This is a genomic window from Synechococcus sp. CBW1002, assembly GCF_015840915.1.
In the GTDB taxonomy this organism is placed as follows: domain Bacteria; phylum Cyanobacteriota; class Cyanobacteriia; order PCC-6307; family Cyanobiaceae; genus CBW1002.
In genome coordinates this window covers 68981-91294 of sequence record NZ_CP060398.1, presented here as the reverse complement: position 1 = coordinate 91294, position 22314 = coordinate 68981, and the positions used below count along the sequence as shown (strand labels likewise).

The 22314-nt window shown below is 67.8% G+C and carries 22 protein-coding genes; 8 read left to right on the top strand and 14 right to left on the bottom strand.

Features of this window, described 5'->3' with window-relative positions:
* Window positions 1-177: 177 nt before the first annotated feature.
* The 5 genes from H8F24_RS00445 to rpoD all read right to left on the bottom strand — a co-directional run bounded on the left by H8F24_RS00445 (window position 178) and on the right by rpoD (window position 5777).
* Entirely contained in the window at window positions 178-594 is a 417-nt protein-coding gene (locus H8F24_RS00445) for a DUF1824 family protein (RefSeq protein ID WP_197170545.1), read from the bottom strand.
* Complete coding sequence (locus H8F24_RS00440; RefSeq protein WP_197170544.1) at window positions 594-1238, bottom strand: phosphatase PAP2 family protein; 645 nt, start codon at window positions 1236-1238, stop codon at window positions 594-596. Before H8F24_RS00440 ends, H8F24_RS00445 begins: the two co-directional genes overlap by 1 nt.
* Complete coding sequence (locus H8F24_RS00435; protein WP_231597994.1) at window positions 1238-3022, bottom strand: glycosyltransferase family 39 protein; 1785 nt, start codon at window positions 3020-3022, stop codon at window positions 1238-1240. The genes H8F24_RS00440 and H8F24_RS00435 overlap by 1 nt, the downstream gene beginning before the upstream one ends.
* A gap of 108 nt (window positions 3023-3130) precedes the next feature.
* Entirely contained in the window at window positions 3131-4240 is a 1110-nt protein-coding gene (locus H8F24_RS00430; RefSeq protein ID WP_197171884.1) for a glycosyltransferase family 2 protein, read from the bottom strand.
* A 73-nt stretch (window positions 4241-4313) separates the two neighbouring features.
* Entirely contained in the window at window positions 4314-5777 is a 1464-nt protein-coding gene (rpoD, locus tag H8F24_RS00425; protein ID WP_197170543.1) for an RNA polymerase sigma factor RpoD, read from the bottom strand.
* A gap of 669 nt (window positions 5778-6446) precedes the next feature.
* Here rpoD and priA point away from each other — a divergent pair.
* Window positions 6447-8702 carry a primosomal protein N' gene (priA, locus tag H8F24_RS00420; RefSeq protein ID WP_231597993.1) on the top strand — a complete coding sequence of 752 codons (2256 nt, stop codon included), beginning with the start codon at window positions 6447-6449 and terminating at the stop codon, window positions 8700-8702.
* Window positions 8703-8725: 23 nt separating this feature from the next.
* On the opposite strand, the gene H8F24_RS00415 is transcribed toward priA, so the two are convergent.
* The 3 genes from H8F24_RS00415 to H8F24_RS00405 all read right to left on the bottom strand — a co-directional run bounded on the left by H8F24_RS00415 (window position 8726) and on the right by H8F24_RS00405 (window position 11464).
* Window positions 8726-9844, bottom strand: coding sequence for a DUF3153 domain-containing protein (locus tag H8F24_RS00415; protein ID WP_197170542.1), 1119 nt, complete (start codon window positions 9842-9844; stop codon window positions 8726-8728).
* A gap of 10 nt (window positions 9845-9854) precedes the next feature.
* A complete protein-coding gene (gene argB / locus H8F24_RS00410) occupies window positions 9855-10754 on the bottom strand; it encodes an acetylglutamate kinase (protein WP_197170541.1) in 900 nt (299 codons plus the stop codon).
* A gap of 143 nt (window positions 10755-10897) precedes the next feature.
* Window positions 10898-11464, bottom strand: coding sequence for a DUF2854 domain-containing protein (locus H8F24_RS00405; RefSeq protein ID WP_197170540.1), 567 nt, complete (start codon window positions 11462-11464; stop codon window positions 10898-10900).
* A gap of 57 nt (window positions 11465-11521) precedes the next feature.
* Between H8F24_RS00405 and H8F24_RS00400 the strand changes: the two genes are divergently transcribed.
* Window positions 11522-11800, top strand: coding sequence for a hypothetical protein (locus H8F24_RS00400; RefSeq protein ID WP_197172579.1), 279 nt, complete (start codon window positions 11522-11524; stop codon window positions 11798-11800).
* 33 nt (window positions 11801-11833) lie between these two features.
* Here the strand turns inward: H8F24_RS00400 and H8F24_RS00395 are convergent, their stop codons facing one another.
* Window positions 11834-12364 carry a single-stranded DNA-binding protein gene (locus H8F24_RS00395; RefSeq protein WP_197156691.1) on the bottom strand — a complete coding sequence of 177 codons (531 nt, stop codon included), beginning with the start codon at window positions 12362-12364 and terminating at the stop codon, window positions 11834-11836.
* Between the two features lie 85 nt (window positions 12365-12449).
* On the opposite strand from H8F24_RS00395, the gene H8F24_RS00390 reads away from it, so the two are divergent.
* Together H8F24_RS00390 and cutA are read left to right on the top strand one after the other, a co-directional pair.
* Window positions 12450-13265 carry a precorrin-6A/cobalt-precorrin-6A reductase gene (locus tag H8F24_RS00390; protein WP_231597992.1) on the top strand — a complete coding sequence of 272 codons (816 nt, stop codon included), beginning with the start codon at window positions 12450-12452 and terminating at the stop codon, window positions 13263-13265.
* Window positions 13266-13299: 34 nt separating this feature from the next.
* A complete protein-coding gene (gene cutA, locus H8F24_RS00385; RefSeq protein WP_370594654.1) occupies window positions 13300-13803 on the top strand; it encodes a divalent-cation tolerance protein CutA in 504 nt (167 codons plus the stop codon).
* On the opposite strand, the gene H8F24_RS00380 is transcribed toward cutA, so the two are convergent.
* The 4 genes from H8F24_RS00380 to H8F24_RS00365 form a co-directional block, all read right to left on the bottom strand.
* On the bottom strand, window positions 13772-14764 hold the full coding sequence (locus H8F24_RS00380) for an adenosine kinase (RefSeq protein WP_197156687.1): 993 nt from the start codon (window positions 14762-14764) through the stop codon (window positions 13772-13774). The genes cutA and H8F24_RS00380 overlap by 32 nt on opposite strands.
* A gap of 9 nt (window positions 14765-14773) precedes the next feature.
* Window positions 14774-16087 (bottom strand): adenylosuccinate synthase, encoded by a 1314-nt coding sequence (locus H8F24_RS00375; RefSeq protein ID WP_197156685.1) that lies wholly within the window; start codon window positions 16085-16087, stop codon window positions 14774-14776.
* A 280-nt stretch (window positions 16088-16367) separates the two neighbouring features.
* Window positions 16368-16790: a photosystem II protein Psb27 gene (gene psb27 / locus H8F24_RS00370; RefSeq protein WP_197170538.1), complete on the bottom strand. Its 423-nt coding sequence runs from the start codon at window positions 16788-16790 to the stop codon at window positions 16368-16370.
* A gap of 56 nt (window positions 16791-16846) precedes the next feature.
* A complete protein-coding gene (locus H8F24_RS00365) occupies window positions 16847-18670 on the bottom strand; it encodes a proline--tRNA ligase (protein WP_197156681.1) in 1824 nt (607 codons plus the stop codon).
* Window positions 18671-19106: 436 nt separating this feature from the next.
* Between H8F24_RS00365 and H8F24_RS00360 the strand changes: the two genes are divergently transcribed.
* Window positions 19107-19502, top strand: a complete 396-nt coding sequence (locus H8F24_RS00360; protein ID WP_197158870.1) for a hypothetical protein — start codon at window positions 19107-19109, stop codon at window positions 19500-19502.
* Between the two features lie 653 nt (window positions 19503-20155).
* The gene (locus tag H8F24_RS00355; protein WP_197156679.1) at window positions 20156-20704 is read left to right on the top strand and encodes an inorganic diphosphatase; all 549 of its coding nucleotides are present in this window, start codon (window positions 20156-20158) and stop codon (window positions 20702-20704) included.
* Window positions 20705-20733: 29 nt separating this feature from the next.
* On the opposite strand, the gene H8F24_RS00350 is transcribed toward H8F24_RS00355, so the two are convergent.
* A complete protein-coding gene (locus tag H8F24_RS00350) occupies window positions 20734-21444 on the bottom strand; it encodes a class I SAM-dependent methyltransferase (protein WP_197170537.1) in 711 nt (236 codons plus the stop codon).
* Window positions 21445-21585: 141 nt separating this feature from the next.
* Here H8F24_RS00350 and H8F24_RS00345 point away from each other — a divergent pair, with 141 nt between their 5' ends.
* Together H8F24_RS00345 and H8F24_RS00340 are read left to right on the top strand one after the other, a co-directional pair.
* Window positions 21586-21948 (top strand): 2Fe-2S iron-sulfur cluster-binding protein, encoded by a 363-nt coding sequence (locus H8F24_RS00345; RefSeq protein ID WP_197156676.1) that lies wholly within the window; start codon window positions 21586-21588, stop codon window positions 21946-21948.
* Window positions 21945-22304 (top strand): Spx/MgsR family RNA polymerase-binding regulatory protein, encoded by a 360-nt coding sequence (locus tag H8F24_RS00340; RefSeq protein WP_197170536.1) that lies wholly within the window; start codon window positions 21945-21947, stop codon window positions 22302-22304. Before H8F24_RS00345 ends, H8F24_RS00340 begins: the two co-directional genes overlap by 4 nt.
* Window positions 22305-22314: the final 10 nt, after the last annotated feature.

Sequence of the window (22314 nt, the reverse complement as noted above, 5' to 3'; positions counted from 1 at the left end):
TCGGTTGGCAGTCGAGCTGCCGATCAACAGCCGCCCAGCCTAAGGACCGGCCCGCTCTCGTCAGCCAGCAGCGCGATGCTCCGTGATCTGCCGATGCATCAATCCAGCTGCTGACGCATGAATCCAGCAGCTGATCAGTCATCCCGGCGGGCGTTCAGCCGAAGAACCGGCGGGCGTTCAGCCGAAGAAATCAAGGGGTAGTGGTCCCCAGGTGTCCTCTGCCTCCGGATCGGCGGGGCTGTGGCCGCTGATCAGCAGTCCTTCGCCCAGGCCGTTCTCCTGACGCAGGCTGAAGGTGCCGGTGTTCTGGTTGCCCTTGAGAAAGACCGGCCCAGCCTCGGCCGCCGCTGCGCCGGTGCCGCCCTGCGGGTCATGGCCATTCAGGGGGGCGAGGGGGCTCCAGTCCAGGGCGGCTTCGCAGTGGCGCAGGGTGGCTGTCGCAGCAGCGGCCCACGGGGCCATCACCCCCACGGTGAACCAGTCGCAGGCGGCCAGCCGCTCCTGCAGCTCCTGACGCAGCACCTGCCGTTCAGCCTCCGTGAGGCTGGGGGCGGTGCGCAGTCCGCGCAGGTCGACCAGGGCAGCGACAGCCATCAGGAGGAGGAATCGGCAGGGTTGCGCCAGATTGACAGGCAGACCGTCAGCCAGGCGAGGCCCACGGCTCCGCCGGCGATCAGGTCGCTGGGCCAATGGGCCCGCACCACCAGGGTGCTCAGCCACACCAGCGCCACCCACAATCCCGCCCCGAGCGTCAGCGGCCAGCGCAGCCGTGGATGGTGCGCCGCCAGAATCGTCACCATGGCGAAATAGAACACCACCCCGCCGGCGGCATGGCCACTGGGAAAGCTGCGTCCGTCCACCACCAGCAATTTCTCAGGCGGTCTGGAGCGATCGAAGAACGGTTTCAGCATCCGGTCCACGATCAGCAGGATGCCGGCGGTGGCCACCACCAGCATGGCCAGATCCCGCCACCATCGCTTGAACGACACATAGAACAGGGCGGCAAGCACCAGCACGAAGGTGAAGCCCACGCCACTGACCCGATACACCTGAACCAGAACTGCCCGCAGGGGGCCGCGGATGCTTTCGCTGATCCAGTCGAGCACCGCTGCATCGAACCGCGGCGGCTCTTTCGGATCCAGATTCGCCGCCAGTGCGCTGACCAGTCCAATGCAGATCAGAACCGTCAGAACGTCGCTCCAGCGGAGCTGGGGCCGTGGAAGGGACAGGCGCGCCATCAGGAGGCCTTCCGGTTGCGGGATCGCTTGCGCGGACGCAGCTCGTCCAGGGAGACCCGCCAGAGCTCCTGAACCCCGCGCTGACCCAGCCGTTCAACCCGATCGGCCGGCAGAGCGAAGCCATCGAGTTTGTGCCGGTCGCCCAGCAGAAGGGCGCTGACGCTGGCGGGCTGAATGGCGAGCAGGGAGGGATCCTGTCTCCAGAGATCCTTGACGTCGCTGGCATCCCCGAGGAACACGGCCGACCGTCCGCCATAGAAGAGAGTGCTGTAGCGCATGGTGCCCACCACCCACAGGGGTTCATCCGGGCGGCTCTGGCTGCCCGCCAGCTGTTGCAGCTCACGCAGGGGAAGCTGGCGTTCCCGATCCAGCAGGGGACCAAGGGGTGCCACCACTCCGAATAGGACAGCCAGGAAGCCCGCCAGATTGGGAAGCCAGATCCAGTCGTTGCGGCGGCCCAGCATCAAGGCCAGGCCCACCAGGGCGGCCAGGCCGAGAAGCACCGCCAGCAGCTGGGGTAATCCTGAGGCGCTCAAGGCGGCGGCGAACTGGGGAAAGGCCCGATCGCGGCTGACCCAGCTGGGTGCCAGGGCGGCCGCGGCGGAACCTCCAGCCAGCAAAGCGATGTTCAACCAGCTGGCGAAGGCCCAGGTCGGGGGAGCCTGCCGGTCCCGTCGATCGGTGCTCAGGGGATGCCACAGCAAGGCCACCAGCAGGCTGGCGGCTGGAATGGCCGGCAGGATGTACCCCGGCAGTTTGGTGGCGGCGGCCGAAAAGAACGCCACGATCAAAACCAGCCACAGCAGCAGGATCGCCGGCAGGGCCGGGGCGTCGGCTTGGCGTGCCCGGGCCAGCGGCCAGGGGGCGGCCCGGGCGATCGCCTGGGGCAGGAACGGCGACCAGGGGAGCAGCAGCAGCAGCAGCCAGGGGAGGTAGAACCAGGGCGGTCCAGGGTGGTCATAGAGCACGCTGGTGAAGCGTTCCAGGTTGCTGAAACCGAGGAAGCCCCCGAGGAACGCCTGGCCATGGACCGCCGTGGCGGCGGCATACCACGGCAGGGCGATGCCGCAGAACAGCAGGGTCATCGCGGCCAGGGGGAAGGGCCGCAGCCAACGGGACCAATGGCCCCGCACCAGCAGGTCTGCGCCGATCACGATGGCAGGCAGCAACAGGCCGACCGGGCCCTTGGCCAGCACGGCGATGCCGACAAAGCAGGCCATGCCCACCCGGCCCATTGCGATCAGGCGCCGGTTGGACGGATCCCGCTCCGCCACCAGATAGCTGAACAGCGCCAGGGTGATGGCGCTGGACAGAAACATGTCGGTGGTGGATGTGCGGCCCCAGCCGATCCAGGCGGGTGTGGTGGCCAGAACTCCGGCCGCCACACCCGCCCGCGCCACAGCCTTCAGCCGCGATTCCCCAGCGGGCGCCCAGAGCAGCAGCAGGCCGAATGTGGCCAGCACCACGGCACTGGCGGCCACTGCCACCGGCAGCCGCGCCGCCGCTTCGGAGACACCGAACAGACGGAAGCTCAGGGCCACCATCCAGTAGCCCCAGACCGGATAGTCGAAGAACGTGCTGTCGTTCCACCAGGGTGTGACCCAGTCGTTGCGCAGCAGCATCTGATGGCCCACTTCCACAAAGAGGGCCTCGGTCTTGTCCATCAGCCCGAGGGAGCCGAGGCCGTTGAAGAAAGCCAGCCAGCAGAGCCCGATCAGCCCCACGATTGCCAGCAACGCCAGCCGGATCGGCTGGTCTTCCAGCACGCTCAGCCTGCTCTTCAATCCAGCACTCTGAACATCAGCCAGGTTCTGCAATCCAGCCACGCTGCCGATTGTGATCGACAGGTTAAGGCTCCGCCTCCGGGCCGGCAGGTTGAAGAGCGGGCCGCTTCAGGGGGTGTTCCAGACGAAGCGGGAGGAGGCGGCATAGTTCCAGACAAACACCACCACGATGCCGGCCAGCTGGGCCCAGAAAGTGTCGGGCGAGACGAAGCTGTAGAAGGCCGAGGCGAGGCCCACATTGGCCAGCACCGGCAGGGACGCCACCAGCAGGAATTTGAGCAGGCCCCGCAGCAATCCCAGGCCCCGCAACCGCTGAAAGCGGAAGGTGAGGGCGTTGTTGATCAGATAGTTCGAGCTGGCGGCGGCCACCACGGCCACAGGCAGGGCCTGTTTGAAGCTCAGGCGGTCGCCGGCCATCAGCAGGGCGGTCATCAGCAGCTGCACCGCCACACCGCTGATCCCCACCAGACCGAAGCTGATCGCCCGTCGGGGCAGCAGCCGAAAGCTGAGGCTGTGCAGGATCGAGATCAGGAAGTCCCAGAACACCGCCAGATCGAGCTTTGAGCTGCCGTAGCTGCGCGGCTGAAACGTGAGTGGGATCTCGGCGGCCCTGAGGCGGCCGCCGCTGACGGCCAGCAGTTCGTAGAGGAACTTGAAACCGTTCACGTCCACGGCGCGGATCAGGGGCAGCACCCTGTCGAGCCGCAGCGCGAAGAAGCCGCTCATGAAATCGCTCAGCGGCCCATAGGCTCGGGCCAGGCTGAAGCGGGCCACGCTGTTGGCCCAGGTGGAGCCGGTCTCCCGGCGGCCGCTGAGACCGCGGATCTCGGCCCCGGGGTGGAAGCGGCTGCCGATCACCAGATCGAGCTCGCCGGCCTGCAGCGTCTCGAGAGCACGCAGCACCGAACCCGGTTCGTGCTGGCCGTCGCTGTCCATCACCACCGCCAGATCTCCGGTGGCATCCAGCAGCCCTTCCTTGATGGCGCTGGCCAGGCCGGCCCGGCCGACCCGGCGGATCAGTCGGATCGCCGGTTCGCCATGGGCCAGCTGCCTCACCAGTTCGGCGGTGCCGTCGGCGGAGTCGTCGTCCACCACCAGGATCTCGAGATCGAACTGGCGGCGCAGCGGCAGCAACTGAGCCAGCAAAGGCTCGATGTTGCCCCGCTCGTTGTAAGTGGGCAGCACGATCGAGACGCGGACTGGGGCCGGCGCCGCCATCGCAGGGGCCGGCTCGGACGAGGGGAGTGCGCTCAAGGGGTGAACGGGCGCTCCAGGCTCACCAGGCTCAGGATCACTTGATGTATTCCTTGAGCACGCCGTTGCGGTTGGGATGGCGGAGCTTGCGCAGGGCCTTGGCCTCAATCTGGCGGATGCGCTCGCGGGTCACATCAAAGATCTGGCCGATCTCCTCAAGGGTCTTCATGCGGCCGTCGTCGAGGCCGTACCGCAGGCGCAGCACATCGCGCTCGCGTGGGCTGAGGGTGGCCAGCACGCCTTCGAGGTCTTCGCGCAAGAGATTCTTGGCCACGTCCTGCTCGGGATTCTCGATGTCGGCTTCGATGAAGTCGCCGAGGCGGGAATCCTCCTCCTTGCCGATCGGGGTCTCCAGGGAGATGGGCAGCTGGGCACTCTTGGCGATGAAGCGCAGCTTCTCGATGGTCATCTCCATCGATTCCGCGATCTCCTCTTCGGTGGGCTTGCGGCCGAATTCCTGGGAGAGGGTCTTGGTGGTTTTTTTGATGCGGGAGATGGTCTCGTACAGGTGCACCGGCAGGCGGATGGTGCGGCTCTGATCGGCAATGGCGCGGGTGATGGCCTGGCGAATCCACCAGGTGGCGTAGGTGGAGAACTTGTAACCTTTCTCGTGGTCGAATTTCTCAGCGGCCCGGATCAGGCCGAGGGAACCTTCCTGGATCAGGTCCTGGAAGCTCAGGCCCCGGTTCATGTACTTCTTGGCGATCGACACCACCAGGCGCAGGTTGGACTGCACCATCTTTTCCTTGGCACGACGGCCGAGCATCAGTCGACGCCGGAACTTGATCACCGGCATGTCCAGCAGGACAGCCCATTCCTTGGTATCGGGGTAGTGGCCTTTGTCGGCTTCGAACTGGCTGGCCAGTTCTTCAAGCTGAAGCAGGTCGGCGATCTTGCGGGCCAGCTCAATCTCCTCATCAGGGCGCAACAGGCGGATGCGGCCGATCTCCTGCAGATAGACGCGGATCGAATCCTCGGTGTAGACGCCCTTCGGCCCCACCTTGATGCTGGCGAGGGCCTTGGCGTCCTTGGCTGATTTCTTCTCGGCGTCCGCTTCGGTGCTGCTGCTGGTCAGGAGCTCATCGGCCGCCAGGTCCAGGTTGGCGGGGGCTCCGGCCACCTCTGCGGTTTTGGCCTTGCTGCTGCGGGACACTCCCTTGGTGGCAGCGGTCTTGGCAGCAGGGGTCTTGGCAGAAGCGCTCTTGGCGCTTGCCTTGGTGGCGCTGCTCTTGGCGGCTTTTGCGGTCGTGTCCTTGGCGCTGCTCTTGCGGCTGCTGCTCTTGGTGGTGCTGGCCTTCTTCTCCTCGCTGCCCGTTTCGGCGCTCTTGGAGGTGCGACTGGCCCGCGGCTTGGCCTTGCTGGCTTTGGCGGCATCCAGGTCGGCCTCGGCGGCGGGAGGTGTCTTGACGATGACCGACTCCCCGGACGCGCTGGCCACCATCAGGATCTCCGGCGCGGCGGACTTGGCTTTGGCGGTGGGCTGGGCGGCGACTGGGCTCATCGGATGCGGCAAGACGATGGTGTGGGTGGAGCGAGGCTGGGGGATCGGGACGTTCATTCCGGTGGAACGCACCGGTGGAACATCAGGACAATCAGGGATGTCAGGAGTCGTCCGATCGAGAGCGCCCTGACGACAGGACGAGGCAATCGGCAGGTGGAGGCCCCGGGTCAGGAGCCCTGCGGAACGGTTCGGTTCAGAATCAAACGCGGTCGAGTCAGGTCGTTCAGCGCTCTGAAAGCCAGATGAGCCCAGGGCCGGTTCCCTTGGGTCTTCCCCGGTCTGCCCAGAAGAGAGCAAGCGGGAAGGATGCGGCAGCAGAACTGCCGGCCGGACCGTCACTGCGGCTCCACAGGCATAACGGTGCCTGGAAGCATGGTGTGACCGAACCGCTGGAGCGGACCGGTCGCAGGACGTGCGGGGAACCTGATCGAAGGCTGAGAACCTGACCGATGGGGGAGAGGATGGAGAACGGAGCCGAGACAGTGCTGTCAGGGGTGGTCGCAGACCTGGAGGACCTGATCTCAAGGATGGTCCTGCACTTCGGGTCTTCCCTCTGGACGGAACTCTGTCGGGTTCCGACAGCAGCTTTGAAACTGCTCAACGCCATTATCTTAAGAAGACAGGGAGACAGCCGCAACTTCCCTGTCCGTTTTTGACGCCCCTGATCTGGTGCACGGCTTCGTGCAGGTGTGGCTCGAGGCCGGTCGGGAGGGGCAGGTGTTCACCTATGCCAATCCCGATCGGCTCGTTCTGGGGCCAGGGGATCTGGTGGCGGTACGCCTGCAGGGTCGGCGTCATGGCGGTCTGGTGGTGGAGACCCTCGTCGAGGTTCCCCCCGAGCTTCTGGGCCGCACCCTGGAGCCGGTGCTGGAGCTGCTGCAGCCTGCCGCCGTAGACCCACGCTGGCGTGCCTGGATCGCCCAGGTGGCCGATCAGTGCCACACCAGTCTGTTCCGAACCCTCAAGAGCGCTTTGCCGGCCGGCTGGCTGGGCCAGCGCCGCAAGACTTCGCTCAGCCGTGCCTCGGTGGGGGCCGCCGCCCGGGCCCTGGCACGCAGCTGGGTCGCGTTGCCGGCCGAGCATCCGGCTGCTCCTGTTTCCACCACCGAACGGCAGGGCCGTTTGCTGCAGGCCTTGGCCGAGGGGGGAGGCCAGTTGCCACTGACGGCCCTCCAGGCGGTGGAGGGCTGTTCGCCGGCGGTTCTGCGCACCCTGGAGCGGCGGGGATTGCTGCGCCGTTGCCCACCGCCTGCCTCGTCTTCGTCCGATGACCCCGGCGGGCATCGGCTGACGCCGGCCCAGCAGGAGGCCGTCGCGGCGATCGAAGCGGCGGCCCCTGCCCAGGCCCTGCTGCTCTGGGGTGTGACGGGGGCCGGCAAGACCGAGGTCTATCTGCAGGCGGCGGCCGCCTGCCTGGCCAGGGGGGAGAGCGTGCTGCTGCTGGCCCCGGAGATCGGCCTGATCCCCCAGTTGCTGGACCGTTGCCGCCAGCGGTTCGGCGCGCAGGTGCTCGAATATCACAGCGGCATGGGCGACGCCGAGCGGGTGCGGGTTTGGCGGAGCTGTCTGGAGGCGGCTGCCGAGCCCGTGGCCCTGGTGGCGGTGGGAACCCGCTCGGCGGTGTTTCTGCCGCTGCCCCGTCTCGGTTTGATCGTGCTGGATGAGGAGCACGACGACTCCTACAAGCAGGAGAGTCCGATGCCCTGCTATCACGCCCGCGATGTGGCCCGGCTGCGGCTGTCTGGCTCTGGTGCGCGGCTGGTGCTCGGCAGTGCCACGCCGTCGCTGGAAACCTGGCTGCGCTGCCAGGGCGAGGCCGCCGACACCCGGCTGTTGCGCCTGCCCGAGCGGATCGGGGCCCGGCCGCTGCCGCCCGTGCGGGTGGTGGACATGCGGATGGAGCTGGTCGAGGGGCATCGACGCCTGCTCAGCCGGGCCCTGATGGGGCGTCTGCAGACCTTGCAGGAACGCGGTGAACAGGCCGTGGTGCTGGTGCCGCGGCGTGGCTACCGCTCCTTTCTCAGTTGCCGCAGTTGCGGTGAGGTGGTGCTCTGCCCCCACTGCGACGTGGCCCTCACCGTGCACCGCAGTGCCCGTGCCGATGGCGCCGGCCATGAGTGGCTCCGCTGCCACTGGTGCGATCACCGCAGCCCGATCAGCCATCGCTGCGGCCATTGCGGTTCCACTGCCTTCAAGCCCTTCGGTGCCGGCACCCAGCGGGTGATGGAGCAGCTGGCCGCTGAGCTCGAGGGCCTGCGGGTGCTGCGTTTCGATCGGGACACCACCCGCGGCCGCGACGGTCACCGCCGCCTGCTCGAGCGCTTCGCCGCCGGTGACGCCGACGTGCTGGTGGGCACCCAGATGCTGGCCAAGGGGATGGATCTTCCGCGGGTCACCCTGGCGGCGGTGTTGGCCGCCGATGGGCTGCTGCATCGCCCCGATCTGCGTTCCAGCGAGCTGAGCCTGCAGTTGCTGCTGCAGCTGGCCGGCCGGGCCGGCCGTGGTGAGCGACCCGGCGAGGTGCTGGTGCAGACCTACTGCCCGGAGCATCCGGTGATCCGGCACCTGGTGGATGGGCGCTACGAGCAGTTTCTGGTCGAGGAGCTGGCCCTGCGCCGCCAGGCGGGCCTGGTGCCGTTCAGCCGCGCCTGCCTGCTGCGCCTGGCCGGGCCGAGCGCCACGGCCACGGCCACGGCAGCCTCCGCCCTGGCCGAGCATCTGCGCCCCACACTCCTGACGGCGGGCTGGATGCTGGTGGGGCCTGCGCCTGCTCCAGTCGCCCGGGTGGCGGGGCGCAGCCGCTGGCAACTGCTCCTGCATGGACCGGCGGGCACACCCTTGCCCCTGCCCTCCGAGGCGGAGCTCCGCCAGACCCTGCCGGCCGGGGTGAGCCTGGCGATCGATCCCGACCCCCTCAGCCTCTGAGCGCGGCTGGTTCCGGAGATCGATCAGGCCGGCAGCTCCGGCCAGCCGAAGCCCGCCCGTCGTCGCAGCCACTGCAGCAGGGAGACCAGCAGCAGCAGCAGCAGGATCGAGGCGCCGCCCAGCCCCAATGGGCTCCAGCGCCAGCAGCGCAACTCCAGCCTGTTGAGGGCCCCGGCCTGCAGGGGCCAGAGCTGCCCTCCAGGTTGCCGCGATGACCGGGTGGCCAGCGGGGTGGACAGGCGCACGGCCGAAGGCCGCACCGGAGCGAGGTTCAGGCCCAGATCCAGGCCTGGAACGGTGGCGAGGTTGCGCAGATCCAGCTCCAGTTGCAGCTCCTGCCGCACCCCCAGGCCCCAGTTGCGCTCCCGCAGGACCAGCTGGGGTGGAGGCAGAGGGACGCCACCCAGCTGAGAGGCGAGCTCCAGGTTGCGGGCCAGCTGGGCCAGGGCGGCGGAGGCCGGTTGGACGGATCCGATCAGCTGCTCCTCGCCGCCGCTGCGGTCGTGGCGAAAACCCTCGGCTTCCAGGGCCAGCGCGAACTGGCGCTGCCAGGGGGTGATGCGGCCGCTGTCACTGCGCAGATGGTGCTCCAGGCGGAGTCGACCCGGTCCTTCGAAGTGGAGGTCGCTGCGCACCTGCATGCAGCCGCCCAGGCCGAGGGCCAGCAGCACCAGGGCAATCACCAGGGCCGCGAAGCCGATCGGGGCGCGGGTGGCCCCCACCGGCGGTGGCGGTGGGGGCGGTGGGCCGCTGTTGGCCCGCCGCCGCAGCGCGGCAGCCCGGCTGCCCTCCAGAGAGGGCGCATCTCCAAGCTCGGGAAGGGTGAGGGACCAATCGCGGGGGCGGCTGAGCGCTGGGGCCTCCAGGACCAGCAGCAGATCCCGCGCCTGGGTCCGCAGCAGGGGGTCGTTGCAGCGCAGCAGCTCACGGCAGCAGGCCTGGGCCCGTTCGCTCTGCCCCTGACCCATCAGAGCCGTGGTCATCAGCAGCCGCACCTCTCCGCCCAGGGCGGTGCGCGGTGAATGCAGGGTCGCGAGCGGCTCCAGCAGGCGCAGTACCTGGCCATAGTCGCCCCGTTCAAGGCCGCGGCGGGCCGCCGCCAGAGGGTCGTCCGCCAGTCCCGCTCCGCTCAAGCCCTCCATGGCGGTGTCGTCAGTCTTTCTGCAGGGTGCGGGAGCTGCCCACCACCATGGTGCCGATGCCGGAGTTGGTGAACACCTCCAGCAGCAGGGCGTGGGGGACACGGCCATCGACGATGTGGGCGGCGGCGACCCCCTGGGCCAGGGCACGGATGCAGCACTCGGTCTTGGGGGTCATGCCCCCCTCGACGATTCCCTCGGCGATCAGGGCCCGCGCCTCGGAGAGGGTGAGCTGGCGCAGCAGCGAGGCCGGGTCGTGCCGGTCCCGCAGAATGCCCGGCGTGTCGGTGAGCAGAATCAGTTTTTCAGCCTGGAGTGAGGCGGCCAGCTCCCCGGCCACGGTGTCGGCATTGATGTTGTGGGCCCGGCCAGCGGAATCGGGGGCCACGCTGGAGATCACCGGTACATAGCCGTTGTCGAGCAGCGGCCGCAGCACGGCGGGATCGACAGCAGCCACATCACCCACCAGGCCGTGATCACCGTCGCCGTAGGGACGGGCCCGCACCAGGGATCCATCGCTGCCGGAGAGGCCCACCGCCCGCACCCCCACCTGGTTGAGGCCATTCACGATCTGCTTGTTGACCCGTCCAACGAGCACCATCTCCACCACGTCCATGGTGGCGGCGTCGGTAACCCTGAGGCCATCGCGGAACTGGGGCTCGATCGCCAGGCGCCCGAGCCACTGGTTGATCTCCGGGCCGCCGCCGTGCACCACCACCGGCTGAACGCCGACGGAGGCCAGCAGGGCCAGATCGCGGAACACGGCATCGCGCAGCTCCTCCTGCACCATGGCGGCGCCGCCGTACTTGACCACGATGCGCCGTCCGGCGAAGCGCTGGATGTAAGGCAGCGCCTCACTGAGAACCGACACCCGCAGGGTGTCCTGATGGCTGATCGAGGGTTCGGTGCTCAACGGTCTGGAGGAAAGGGTGGGGAGAGAGTGGGGGGACGCGGTCCGTCGACGCGGCTTCGGTTGGCGTTGGGCGTTGGACCTCGGGCCTCAAGTCATGTACCCCTTGGTCGTGGCGTGGCCAGCGGCCCGGTCAGGACTGGACGTCAGACGTCGGGGGTGGTTTCTGGGCCAGCAGCGGCCGGCAGGAGGCTGAGCTGGATCTGATCGCCGCCCAGCCGGCTCAGCTCCGCCTGCAGGCCCGGCCCGAAGAAGCGGCCCAGCCGGTCCTGGCGTGCTTCCCACTGGTCATAGGGCACGGCACCGGTGCTGAAGCGCAGCCGCAGGCCGTAGCCGCCGTTCTGCTCGAGCTCGGCGATGCTGAGCAGCTGGGGAGGGGCATCGTCGTCCCAGAGCTTGAGGGCTTCGAGGGAACTTTCCAGGTGTGCTTTCTGGCCGTAGCGCCAGCGGGTCACGTCGCCCAGCAACTTGCGCAGCGGCTCGTTGGCCTCCTGCTGGCGCAGTGCCTTGTACTGACTGGCTGGGGTCAGGCGCTGGGCAGGGGGCAGCTCCGACGACTTCAGGGCCAGCCCACCCAGTAGGACGGGCACCCCGTAAAACACCCCGGCCAGGCTGAGGTTGGGGCTGTCCGTGGCGTAGGCGATCGAGCCGATCACCGTGAGGGCGGCGCCGGCGATCGTCACCAGGCTGCCGGGGGATGTGAGCGCTTGCATGTCGCCATCCTCCTGCAGGGGGTAGCAGGATGGCGATGGACTCCATCCCGCTCTGCCGTGACCGCTCCGAACGCCGCTGCCGCCAGCGCCGCTGATGTCAGCGCCGACGCCGCTGCGGGAACCGCAGCGGCGGTTGGCGATCCAGGTATTGCCGATCCGAGTACCCCTGGGATGAGCACCGCCGACCTGATCAGCCAGCTGCAGGCCGACCGGCTCTGGCTTCTGCGCCAGATCGATGCCGGCCTCTGGCCCCAGTGGCGGCTGGATCTGGCCGCTCTGGAGCGGGAACTCGGCCAGCTGCTTGATCAGGCCGGCGAGCGATTCCCCAAGAGCTGATCGTTGGGCGGACGATTGCTGGGCTGGCCTGATTCAGAAGGGGATGTCGTCGTCGTCCGGCAGGTCTGGCACCAGGGGAGAGGTGTTCCAGGTGGGTGGCGGTGGAGTGGCGGCGGCGGCCGCGGTGCGGGCCTCCGGCCCACCAGCCGTGCGGCGTTGGGGCGCCGCCGCCGCTGGCCGTTGGCCGCCAGCCATCCCAGGGCCCGCTGCTGGGGCCATGCCAGCGCCGCCCAGTGCCGGTCCGCCAGAGCTGCTGCCGTCCGGTCCGATCGGGTGCAGCCGCGAAAGGGTGAATTCCGCCCGCTTCTCCTTGACCCCATCGGGTCGGCTCACGGTGTTGATCCGCAGTCGACCTTCCAGCACCAGCCGCTGGCCCACCTGGACCCGGTTCTGCAGATCCTGGGCGAGGTTGCCCCAGCCCACCACCTTCAGCTGCCCCGGCGGATCATCGGGCCGCAGGCCATCGAGCCGCACCGCCATCTCGGCGATCGGGGTCTGGTTGTCCTGGGTGTAGCGGATCTGGGGAGCCTCCAGCACCTCCACTTCAAGCAAACAGTGATTCACGCCCCGCCGGCCGGTTGATCGCCCCATCCTGATGCACCGCTCAAGCCCTGTCGCTGCCCCTGTGGCTAAGGATCGTCTCTGGTTGGTGGCTGGCACGGGCGAAGGGCCGCCGCTGGCGGCCGCTCTGCTGCAACGCGGCTGGCGGGTGCAGGTGAATGTGGTCACGGCCGCGGCCGTGCGCGCCTATGCCCCCCATCCCGCCCTGGAGATTGGGGTGGGCGCCCTCGGGCCGCAGGGTGTGGCGCAGGTGTTGCAGGAGGCCCAGCGGAAGGGGCGCCCCTTCCGCTGGGTCGTGGATGCCAGCCATCCCTTTGCGGTGCGGATCTCAGACGAGCTGCAAAGGGCCTGCGCTGCCCTGGAGCAGCCCCTGCTGCGCCTGCTGCGGGCCGACCCTGCGCGGGAGCCTGCACTGGAGCCGGCGTCGGCCAGTGGTGCACCATGGCCGACCACGCCAAAGCCGTCCTCTCCAGAGCCTTTGCTGCTGGAGGGGGTGTCTGCCCTCGAGGGGTGCGGTCCCTGGCAGGGCCGACGGCTGCTGCTGGCGATCGGCTCGCGGCAGTTACCCGAGGCGCTGGCCTCCAGTGAAGGAGCGCGCCACTTCGCCCGGGTGCTGCCGGCTCCCAGTGCCCTGGCCTTGGCCCTGGCGGCTGGCTTGCCCCCCGAGAGGATCGCCTGTCTGCGGCCCGCCGTCGGTGCCGCGGTGGAACGGGCCCTGTGTCGCCGCTGGGCGATCAGTCACGTGCTCTGCCGCCAGTCCGGCGGGCGCACCGAAACCCTCTGGCGAACGCTGGCGGCGGATCTCGGACTGCACTTGCTGTTGCTGCGCGCTCCACAGGAACCACATGCGCGCCAGGGCCTCGCCTGGGCGACTTTGCTGGAGCGGATCGGCTGGCCCGCTTGAGCCGCTCCAGCATGGGCAGCATCTGAAGCCCCCCATGCCCGCCATGGAGTCCAGCAAAACCGGTTGCCCCCAGGCAGCCGCCATGCAACAGGCGGATCCTCCGCCGGCCGCCATGCCGCAGGCTGGCCATCTGCCGGCCGAGGGTCCCCAGCCTGAACCCAGCGCGGATGGCTCCGCCGGCCCCGCTTCCCTGGTGCTGGCCCTCACCACGGAGGCCGATGTCGAGAGGGCCCAGGCCCTGGCTCGTGTCTTGGTGGAACGGCGGCTGGTTGCCTGTGTCGCCCTGACGCCGCTCCGTTCGATCTACCGCTGGCAGGGGGCGATCGAAACCGCTGAGGAGGTGCAGCTGCTGCTCAAGACCCATGCCTCCCGCCTGGTCGACCTGGAGAGCGCCGTGCGGGCCCTGCACAGCTACGACACGCCCGAGTGGATCCACTGGCCCGTGGCGGCCAGTGCCGCCTACGGGCGCTGGCTGGCCGAGAGCTGCGGGCTTGGCGAAGCTCCACTCAACCCAGGTGGGACGCCACCAGGTCCTTGAGTGAGCCCTGGGGGCGCGGACCCAGCTGGGTCACCACCGCACCGGCACAGAGCGATCCGAGCCGTCCGCAGCGCTCCAGGCTCTCGCCGCGGGTGTAGCCGTACAGGAAGCCGGCGGCGTAGAGGTCCCCGGCTCCGGTTGTATCGATCAGGTTGCCCAGCACCACCGGTTCCACCTGGATCGTGGTGTCGCCGCTGAGGATCAGGGAGCCCTGTTCACTGCGGGTCAGGGCCGCCACCTTGCAGCGGCCCCGCACCTGATCGGCGGCCTCCTCGAAGCTGTTGGCCCGGTAGAGGGCCGTGATCTCCATCTCGTTGGCGAACAGCAGATCGACGTGACCATCAACCAGCTCGAGAAAGCTGTCGCGGTGCCGTTCTACGCAGAAGGCATCGGAGAGGCTCAGGGCCACCTCGCCGCCAGTGGCGCGGATGGCTTCGGCCGCGGCCAGAAAGGCGCGCTTGGCCTCTTCGCTGTCCCAGAGGTAGCCCTCCAGGTAAAGCAGCCTGGCCTGGCTCACCAGGGTGAGGTCGAGGTCGGTGGGATCAAGCCCAACGGATGCCCCCAGATAGGTGCACATGGTGCGCTGGGCATCGGGGGTGACCAGGATCAGGCAGCGGGCCGTGGAGGGGCCGCTGCGGGCTGCGGGGGTGTCGAAATGAGCGCCCACCGAGCGGATGTCGTGGCTGAAGATCGCTCCGAGCTGGTCATCCCGCACCCGGCCGATGAAGCCGGCTCGGCCGCCCAGCTGGGCGATGCCGGCCAGGGTGTTGGCGGCGGAGCCGCCGGAGGTCTCCAGGCCAGGCCCGACACTGGCGTAGAGCTGCTCGGCCTGCTGCTCATCGATCAGGGCCATGGTGCCCTTGGTGAGGCCATGGTCGCCGAGAAAGCGGTCGTCGGCCTGCACCAGCACGTCCACGATGGCGTTGCCGATGCCCACCACGTCGAAGGATTTGGTCGTCATGGCGATACCTCAGACGTTCAGGAGGGCGCGCTTGGGACCGTGGATCGGATCCTCGACCACGATCGTCTGATCCCGGCTGGCGCCGAGCGACACGATGGCGATCGGTACCTCCATCAGTTCGGCGAGAAAGCGGAGGTACGCCATCGCGGTGCCGGGCAGATCGTCGAGGCTGCGGCAGTCGGCGGTTGAGGTCTGCCAGCCGGGCAGGGTCTCGTAGATCGGTTTGCAGCGGGCGAAGGCTTCGGAGCTGCTGGGGAAATGGACGATGCGCTCGCCGTCGAGTTCGTAGGCGACGCACACCTGGATCTCGTCGAGCTCATCGAGCACGTCCAGCTTGGTGATCGCCAGGCAGTCGAGCCCGTTCACCTGTACGGCGTAGCGACCGATCACGCCGTCGAACCAGCCGCAGCGGCGGCGGCGGCCGGTGGTGGTGCCGTACTCGCCGCCACGATCGCAGAGGTGGTCGTTGAGGCTGCCCTCCAGTTCGGTGGGGAAGGGGCCTTCGCCGACGCGGGTGGTGTAGGCCTTGGCCACGCCGATCACCCGGTCGATCAGGGTGGGACCCACGCCGGCTCCGATGCAGGCCCCACCGCTCACCGGGTTGGAGGAGGTGACGTAGGGGTAGGTGCCATGGTCCAGGTCGAGCAGGGTTCCCTGGGCGCCCTCGAACAGGATGTTCTTGCGGGCCCGGGCCGCTTCATGGATGGTGCGGGTGCACTCCACCACGTGGGGGGCGAGGCGCTGGCCGTAGCCCACGTATTCGGCCACCACCGCCTCGAAATCGAGCGGTTCGAGGCCGTAGAGCTTCTGGAGGATCTCGTTCTTCTCGGCCAGGGGGCCGGCGAGCCGGTCGCGCAGCCGGGTCTCATCGAGAAGATCGATCACCCGGATGCCGTTGCGTTCGGCCTTGTCCGCATAGGTGGGGCCGATGCCGCGGCCGGTGGTGCCGATGCGGCGATCGCCGCGCCGCTGTTCCATCGCCTGATCCAGCAGGCGGTGGTAAGGCATGGTCACATGGGCGGTGGACGCCAGCTGCAGGCCGCTCACATCGATGCCCAGGCCGAGCAGCATGTCGAGCTCGACCAGCATCACCTTGGGATCCACCACCGTGCCTGAGCCGATCAGGCAGGTGGTGTCGGCATAGAGAATTCCGGAGGGAATCAGGTGCAGCTTCAGCACCCGACCATCCACCACGATCGTGTGGCCGGCGTTGACGCCTCCCTGGTAGCGCACCACCACATCGGCGGAGCGGCTCAGCAGATCCGTGATCTTTCCCTTCCCCTCGTCACCCCACTGCGCACCGATGACGACAACGTTGGCCAAGGAAGAACACAGCGGCCCGAAGCCGCTTCAAAGCACAATCCGAAAGCCTCTCAGATCAGGTGGCTTTTCGTCAAAATCCCTGGGTCGACCGCCCTGGTGAGCCGGTTTCCATCCCTCCCTTTCGCCAACAGATTTTTTCGGGCCTGACTTCGCAGGCCGCCGCCATGAATCCTGCGACCCGCAGACAGAAAAAGCTGCCCAGACTGGAACGGCGTGTGCTCGTCGTTGGATTGACGCCGTCCTGGGGGGCAGCTCGACGGGCTGAGCGAGGACAGGGGGATCAGGTGCCTCGCACAACGTTGCGTTCGGCCTTCTGCAGCTCTTTCTCCAGCCGCTCCCTCAGGGCATCGGGCAGGGGCCGATTGGCGTAATTGGTGTAGTGGCCGGCCAGGGAGTTGAGCGCCGTCTGCATGGTGGTGAACGAGCTCAGGCCATTGACACTGCTCTGGGGCCGGTAGCGGGCCATGTAGCTGTTGATCAGGGCCCGGGCCTCGGTCTCGGCGGCGGCGTGTCCAGGATCGTCCTGCGGGATCGCGATCGTGGTCAGGAGGCTCTGCGCCACGGCCATGGTGTCGTCCACATAGTTGCCGCTCAGGCCCGAGGAGGCTCCACTGCAGGCCGTGAGCCCGAGCGCCAGGCACAGACCCAGAGCCACCAGCACAGCACGCAACCGGTGCTGGACGCGTTGCCAGAAGGCAGCCATGGGGAATGGGCAAAGGGTTGGGGAATCCTAGGGATTGGGCATCGCCAGGCCAGCGCTCAGCCCTGGGCCGGGTTGCGCAGACCCTGGCGGCCCGCCTGGATCCGGGGCAGCAGTTCGGCCAGGAGTTCGTCGGCGCTGAGATCTCGCTTGTTGCCGCCGGCGCGTTCCACCAGCTCCACCTGGCCGTCAGCGGCGCCGCGGCCCACCACTACGCGCCAGGGGATGCCGATCAGGTCCGCATCCTTGAACTTGACGCCGGCGCGCTCGTTGCGGTCATCCAGCAGCACCTCCAGGCCCGCCTCCTGCAGCTCGCCATACAGCCGCTCAGCCAGGGTCACCTGCTGGCTGTCCTGGCTGCTTGCCACCACCACGATCACCTCGAAGGGCGCGATCGAGACGGGCCAGCAGATGCCGTTGCGGTCGTGGTTCTGTTCCACCGCGGCCTGGGCCAGCCTCGAGACCCCGATGCCGTAGCACCCCATCCACAGGGCCTCGTCGGCTCCGCTCTCGGCGGTGAAACGGGCGTCGAGGGCCTCGGAATACTTGCGGCCCAGCTGGAAGATGTGGCCCACTTCGATGCCTCGGGCCGCCTCCAGTTCCTGGCTCGGGTCGTGCTGGCAGCGGTCGCCAGGCTGGGCGGCGCGCAGATCCAGGGACTCCGGACAGGGGTTGGATGGCCCCCAGCGAGCACCGACGCGGTGGGTGTCGAGGCGGTTGGCCCCGCAGACGAAGCGTTGCAGAGAGGCGGCGGTTCCGTCGGCGAGCCGCAGGAAGCGCGGGGTCCAGTCCCGGGCTCCAGACAGAACCGCATCGCTCAGATCCGGGCCGAGGGAGCCGAAGGGAAGGGGCGCCAGTCCCTGGCGCTCCAGCTGATCGGCCGTGAGCGGGGCCAGCTCGAGCAGGCTGCCCCGTTCCGCCCCCAGGCGGGCCTGAACGGCATTGGCCAGCTTGACCTCGTTGAGTTGCTGGTCTCCTCGCAGGCTCACCACCAGGGGCTGGTCAGCGCCATCGGCGAAGCGAGCCAGCAGCAGCAGCACCTTGACGATCTGGCTCGGATCGAAGCCATGCCCGCTGCACAGCTGTTCGATCGTCGTCTGCCCCGGCGTGCTCAGCTCCTGGCAGGGCTGGTCCGTGAGCGCCACCGCTTCGGGTGCCAGGGAGACGGCCCGCTCCTGATTGGCGGCGTAGCGGCCGTCGGGGCTGGTGAGGATCAGGTCTTCGCCGGCCTCGGCGGTCACCATGAATTCCTGGCTGGCCGAGCCGCCGATGGCGCCGCTGTCGGCTTCCACCGCCACGGTCCGCAGCCCGCATCGGCTGAAGATGCGGCGGTAGGCCTGATCCATCGCTGCGTAGGTGTCCCTGAGGCAGGCTTCGCTGGCGTGGAAGGAATAGGCATCCTTCATGATGAATTCGCGCCCCCGCATCAGGCCGAAGCGGGGGCGGATCTCATCGCGGAACTTGGTCTGGATCTGGTAGAGGTTCACCGGCAGCTGCCGGTAGGAGCGCAGCAGCTCTGCCGCCAGCGCGGTGATCACCTCTTCATGGGTGGGGCCGAGGCCCAGCTCGCGGCCCTGGCGATCCTCCAGGTGGAACATGATTCCCTCGCCGGCGGTATAGCCGGCCCAGCGACCACTTCTCTCCCAGAGATCAGCAGGCTGGAGCTGGGGCAGCAGTGTCTCGAGGGCCCCGGTGGCGTCCAGCTCCTCACGCACGATCGTCGCAACCTTGCGCAGCACCCGCCAGAGCAGGGGGAGATAGGCGTAGATGCCCGAGGCGATGCGGCGGATGTATCCGGCCCGCAACAGCAGCTTGTGCGAGGCAATCTCAGCTTCTGCCGGATCGTCCCGGAGCGTCACCAGCATCAGGCGGGAGACGCGCATCGTTGTGGGGCAGTGGATTTGGGAAATTACCACTGCCCAGGGCCTGACTGATGGTCGAAGAATCCTGCAAGGGTGAGCGGGACGGTTGCTGAAGGGGCCTGATCCCACGGCGGAGCCCCTGGCACACCTGGAAAGCTCTGCTAGCGTCTGGCGCGTTTCCCACCTGTCTAACTGTCGTCTCATGCCACCCTTCCCAGGAACAAACGGTGGAGCGGGAGGGCTGGCTTCGAGCGCTGCGGCGCCTGTTTCGGCGGTGGCCAGCGGTTTCACCGGTCTGGCACCGGGCCTGCGCAGTGCCCCTGCTGCGACTCCCCCTTCTCCGCCCCGAGGGGTGGGTTATGGGGCAGTGGCTCCATCTGGATATGTTCCGGCCGCGTCCGGGCCTGATCGCCCCGCCAGCGAACAGGAGCCGCCTGCCGCAGGGGCCGCTGCAGCGATTACCCCGGAGGGACTGATCGGCATTGATGAGGTCCAGAAGGCGCTCAACCGTTCAAGGGCTTCGGTCTATCGCTACACCAACACCGATCCGCGCAACCTCAATCCCCCCTTCAATCCACGCAAGCTCAATCCCGAGTACCGAAGCGACCAGAAGGATCCGCTGCTGTTCCATCCCCATGAGGTGGCTCGCTTCGCCCGGGATGTCCTGAGGATCAAGGAGGTGACCGTGGAGGTGCTCAACTCGCCGTCGACCGCGACCCAGCAGCTGCTCACATCGATTCTCGATGAGCTGCGCGCGATCCGCAGCCGTCTCGATGCGTTCGAGGAGGGCTCAGCCCCCCTGCCTGCGCCTGCCCACCGCGACAGCTTTGATCAGGCGCGACCGGCAGCCTGAGGAATCGCCAGCGAGCTGCCTGAGGAATCGCCAGCGATCCGTCATCGTCGACATCTGCCGTAGTGACATCCGCAGAGCCAGAAGCTGCACTGGCTCAATCGGCGGACTGAAATGAGGCGCTTGAGTTGTTGCCAAACTGGATGCATCGCTTGCCTGCAGGGAGACGTAAGATTCCTGTTCCTTCTTTCATCCCCGTCTTCAGGACCCCTCAGGCCGTTCGTCCCTTCCTGTGTTTCAGCTGCTGCGGCTCCTCATTCCCTCCTTAGGGCAGTGCCATGAGTTCCGCAGCTGAGCCGTCGCCACAGGTAGGGCCCTTCAGGTCAGTTGCCCCTCCGGCCGCGGCTGACTTGCTCGTGGGTTCCGCTTTTTCATGGACCATCCTCCTCCTGCCACCGCCTCACTGATCGGGGCCTTGCTCCAGACCACTCCTGAAGATCAGAAGCAAGACGGTCTCGATACCGGTCAGGAATCCCTTGAGGAGCCCCCCAGTCCGGGGCTGATCCAGCTCTCGCTCTCTCCCATTCTGGGCTTCACCATCGCCCTTGCCACCGTTCTCGTGCCCCTCGGTAGCGTGATGGCTCAACGGCCCACCTGGCTGCCTTCCGCCGCGGCTCCAGGGCCTGCCGTGACAATCCCCCTGCGCGAGACGGGCCATGGATCTCAGCAAACTGGCGGCCTGTCCGGCACCGGGACTGGTCAATCTGATCGTTGAGATCCCGGCCGGCAGTCGCAACAAATATGAGTACAACGCGGAGGCCGGCATCATGGCCCTCGACCGGGTGCTGCACTCTTCGGTGCGCTACCCCTTCGACTATGGCTTCGTCCCCAACACCCTTGCGGAGGATGGCGCTCCGCTCGATGCCATGGTGATCATGGAAGAGCCAACCTTTGCCGGTTGTTTGATCACTGCGCGCCCGATCGGCATCCTCGACATGATCGACTGTGGTGCCAACGACGGCAAGTTGCTCTGCGTGCCGGCCGCCGATGCGCGTCAGGTTGGCGTGCGCAGTATCCGCCAGATCTCACCGAATCAGCTGGAGGATGTGGCTGAATTCTTCCGCACTTACAAAAGTATCGAGGGCCGCAAAACCACCATCACCGGCTGGCTGGATGTGGTGGAAGTACCCGCTCTGCTGCAGCGTTGTATGGAAGCTGCCCAGCTTGCCAACACCCCCATCTCGGTTCCATCCCTGGATCCCTGAGAGCGGGTGGGGGCTGCATCACGACTTCCTCAACGTGCTCGCTGCAGCATGAAGCCTTCGTAGTTGAGAGCCTGAAAGATCCGGGCAGGATCACTGAATCCCGCCGCGTTCACCAGGGCGCCGAGCCGGGCCAGGCCGATCGGGTGGGTCTGCTCCGTGAGAGGCGCCAGCTCCTCGGCGGCTGCATCAAGGCCGCTGGCCTCCTGGAAGCCGATCCAGGCAGCCTCGACCTGCTTCCGCAAGGGGGAACGCTCCGGCTGCATCCGATCCACCAGCACAAGCTGACCGCCCGGCTGCAGGCTGCGGCAGAGGGCGCTGAGGAAGGCCAGCTTGCTGCCGTCATCAGGGAGCGACTGCAACACCAGCACCGAAAGGGCGCCGGCAAAGCGTCCCTGCGACGCCTCGTCCTCGGCAAGTGCTTCAACCGTGCTCTGGCGCCAGTCGATCCTGCCGCCGCCTAAGAGCCGGCCCCGGGCGATGGCCAGCATCTCGGCGGAGGGATCGGTGGCGGTGAGGCTCCAATCGGGTCGCTGAGCCTGGGCTTCGAGCAGTTCGGAACCCGTACCGCAGCCGGCCACAAGGATGGCAGCTCCCTCACGGCTGGCCAAGGGCGAGGCTGCCAGCAGGGCCACGGCCAGGCGGGCCAGGCTGGCGTAACCCGGGATCAGCCGCTGGACCACCCGCTCGTAACCGTCATTATCGGCCGGGTGGCTGGTGTCGCTCTGGCGTTCCTCGACCACGGCTGGTGCGGATTGGAGGGTGAGCCGCGATGCTACGGGCGCTTTGCCTCCTCAACACTCCGTTTCAGGCCGGCCGTAACTGCAGGGGATGCTGCGGTGGGTGCCCTAAGTTGGGCGGCGCCCATTCCCCCCGGATCGACCGTGCCCACCATCCGTTTTGAACGCGAAGGCCAGCAGGTCGGTTGCATCGAAGGAGCCAATCTTCGTAAGGCAGCCTTGGATGCGGGCATCAACCCTTACAAGGGCCTCAACAACGTCAACAATTGCGGCGGCCTTGGCCAGTGCGGCACCTGCGTGGTCGAGGTGCTCGAGGGCCAGCGCAATCTCTCCCCCCGCAGTGATGTCGAGGAGGTGTACCTGGCTGATCGTCCGGCGAACTACCGCCTCAGCTGCCGCACGGCCGTCAACGGGGACGTGACCGTCCGTACCCGCCCTGATGCAGGCGTGGGCAAGGGCTCCAACAGCCTGGTGGGTGCACTCAAGGCTCTGGTCGGCAAGAAGTGAGCGGCTGGCGTCTCTACGCCTATGCCCAGTGCTCCACCTGCCGCAAGGCCCAGCAGTGGCTGGCCAGCCAGGGCCTCAAGCCTGAGCTGCTTGAAATCACCCTCACCCCTCCCACACGCCTGGAACTGGCGGCGGCGCTGGAGCAGCTCGGTCGCCGTCGCCTGTTCAACACCAGTGGGCAGAGCTATCGGGCTCTCGGTGCAGCGGCTGTCAAGGCCATGGATGATGAGGCTGCCCTTGATGCCCTGGAAGCGGATGGCAAGCTGATCAAGCGGCCCTTCCTGGTGCGCGGCGACGGGCGGATCCTGACCGGCTTCTCGCTTGAAGAGTGGCAGACCTTCTGTCTGGATGCCTGAGGCTCAGGCT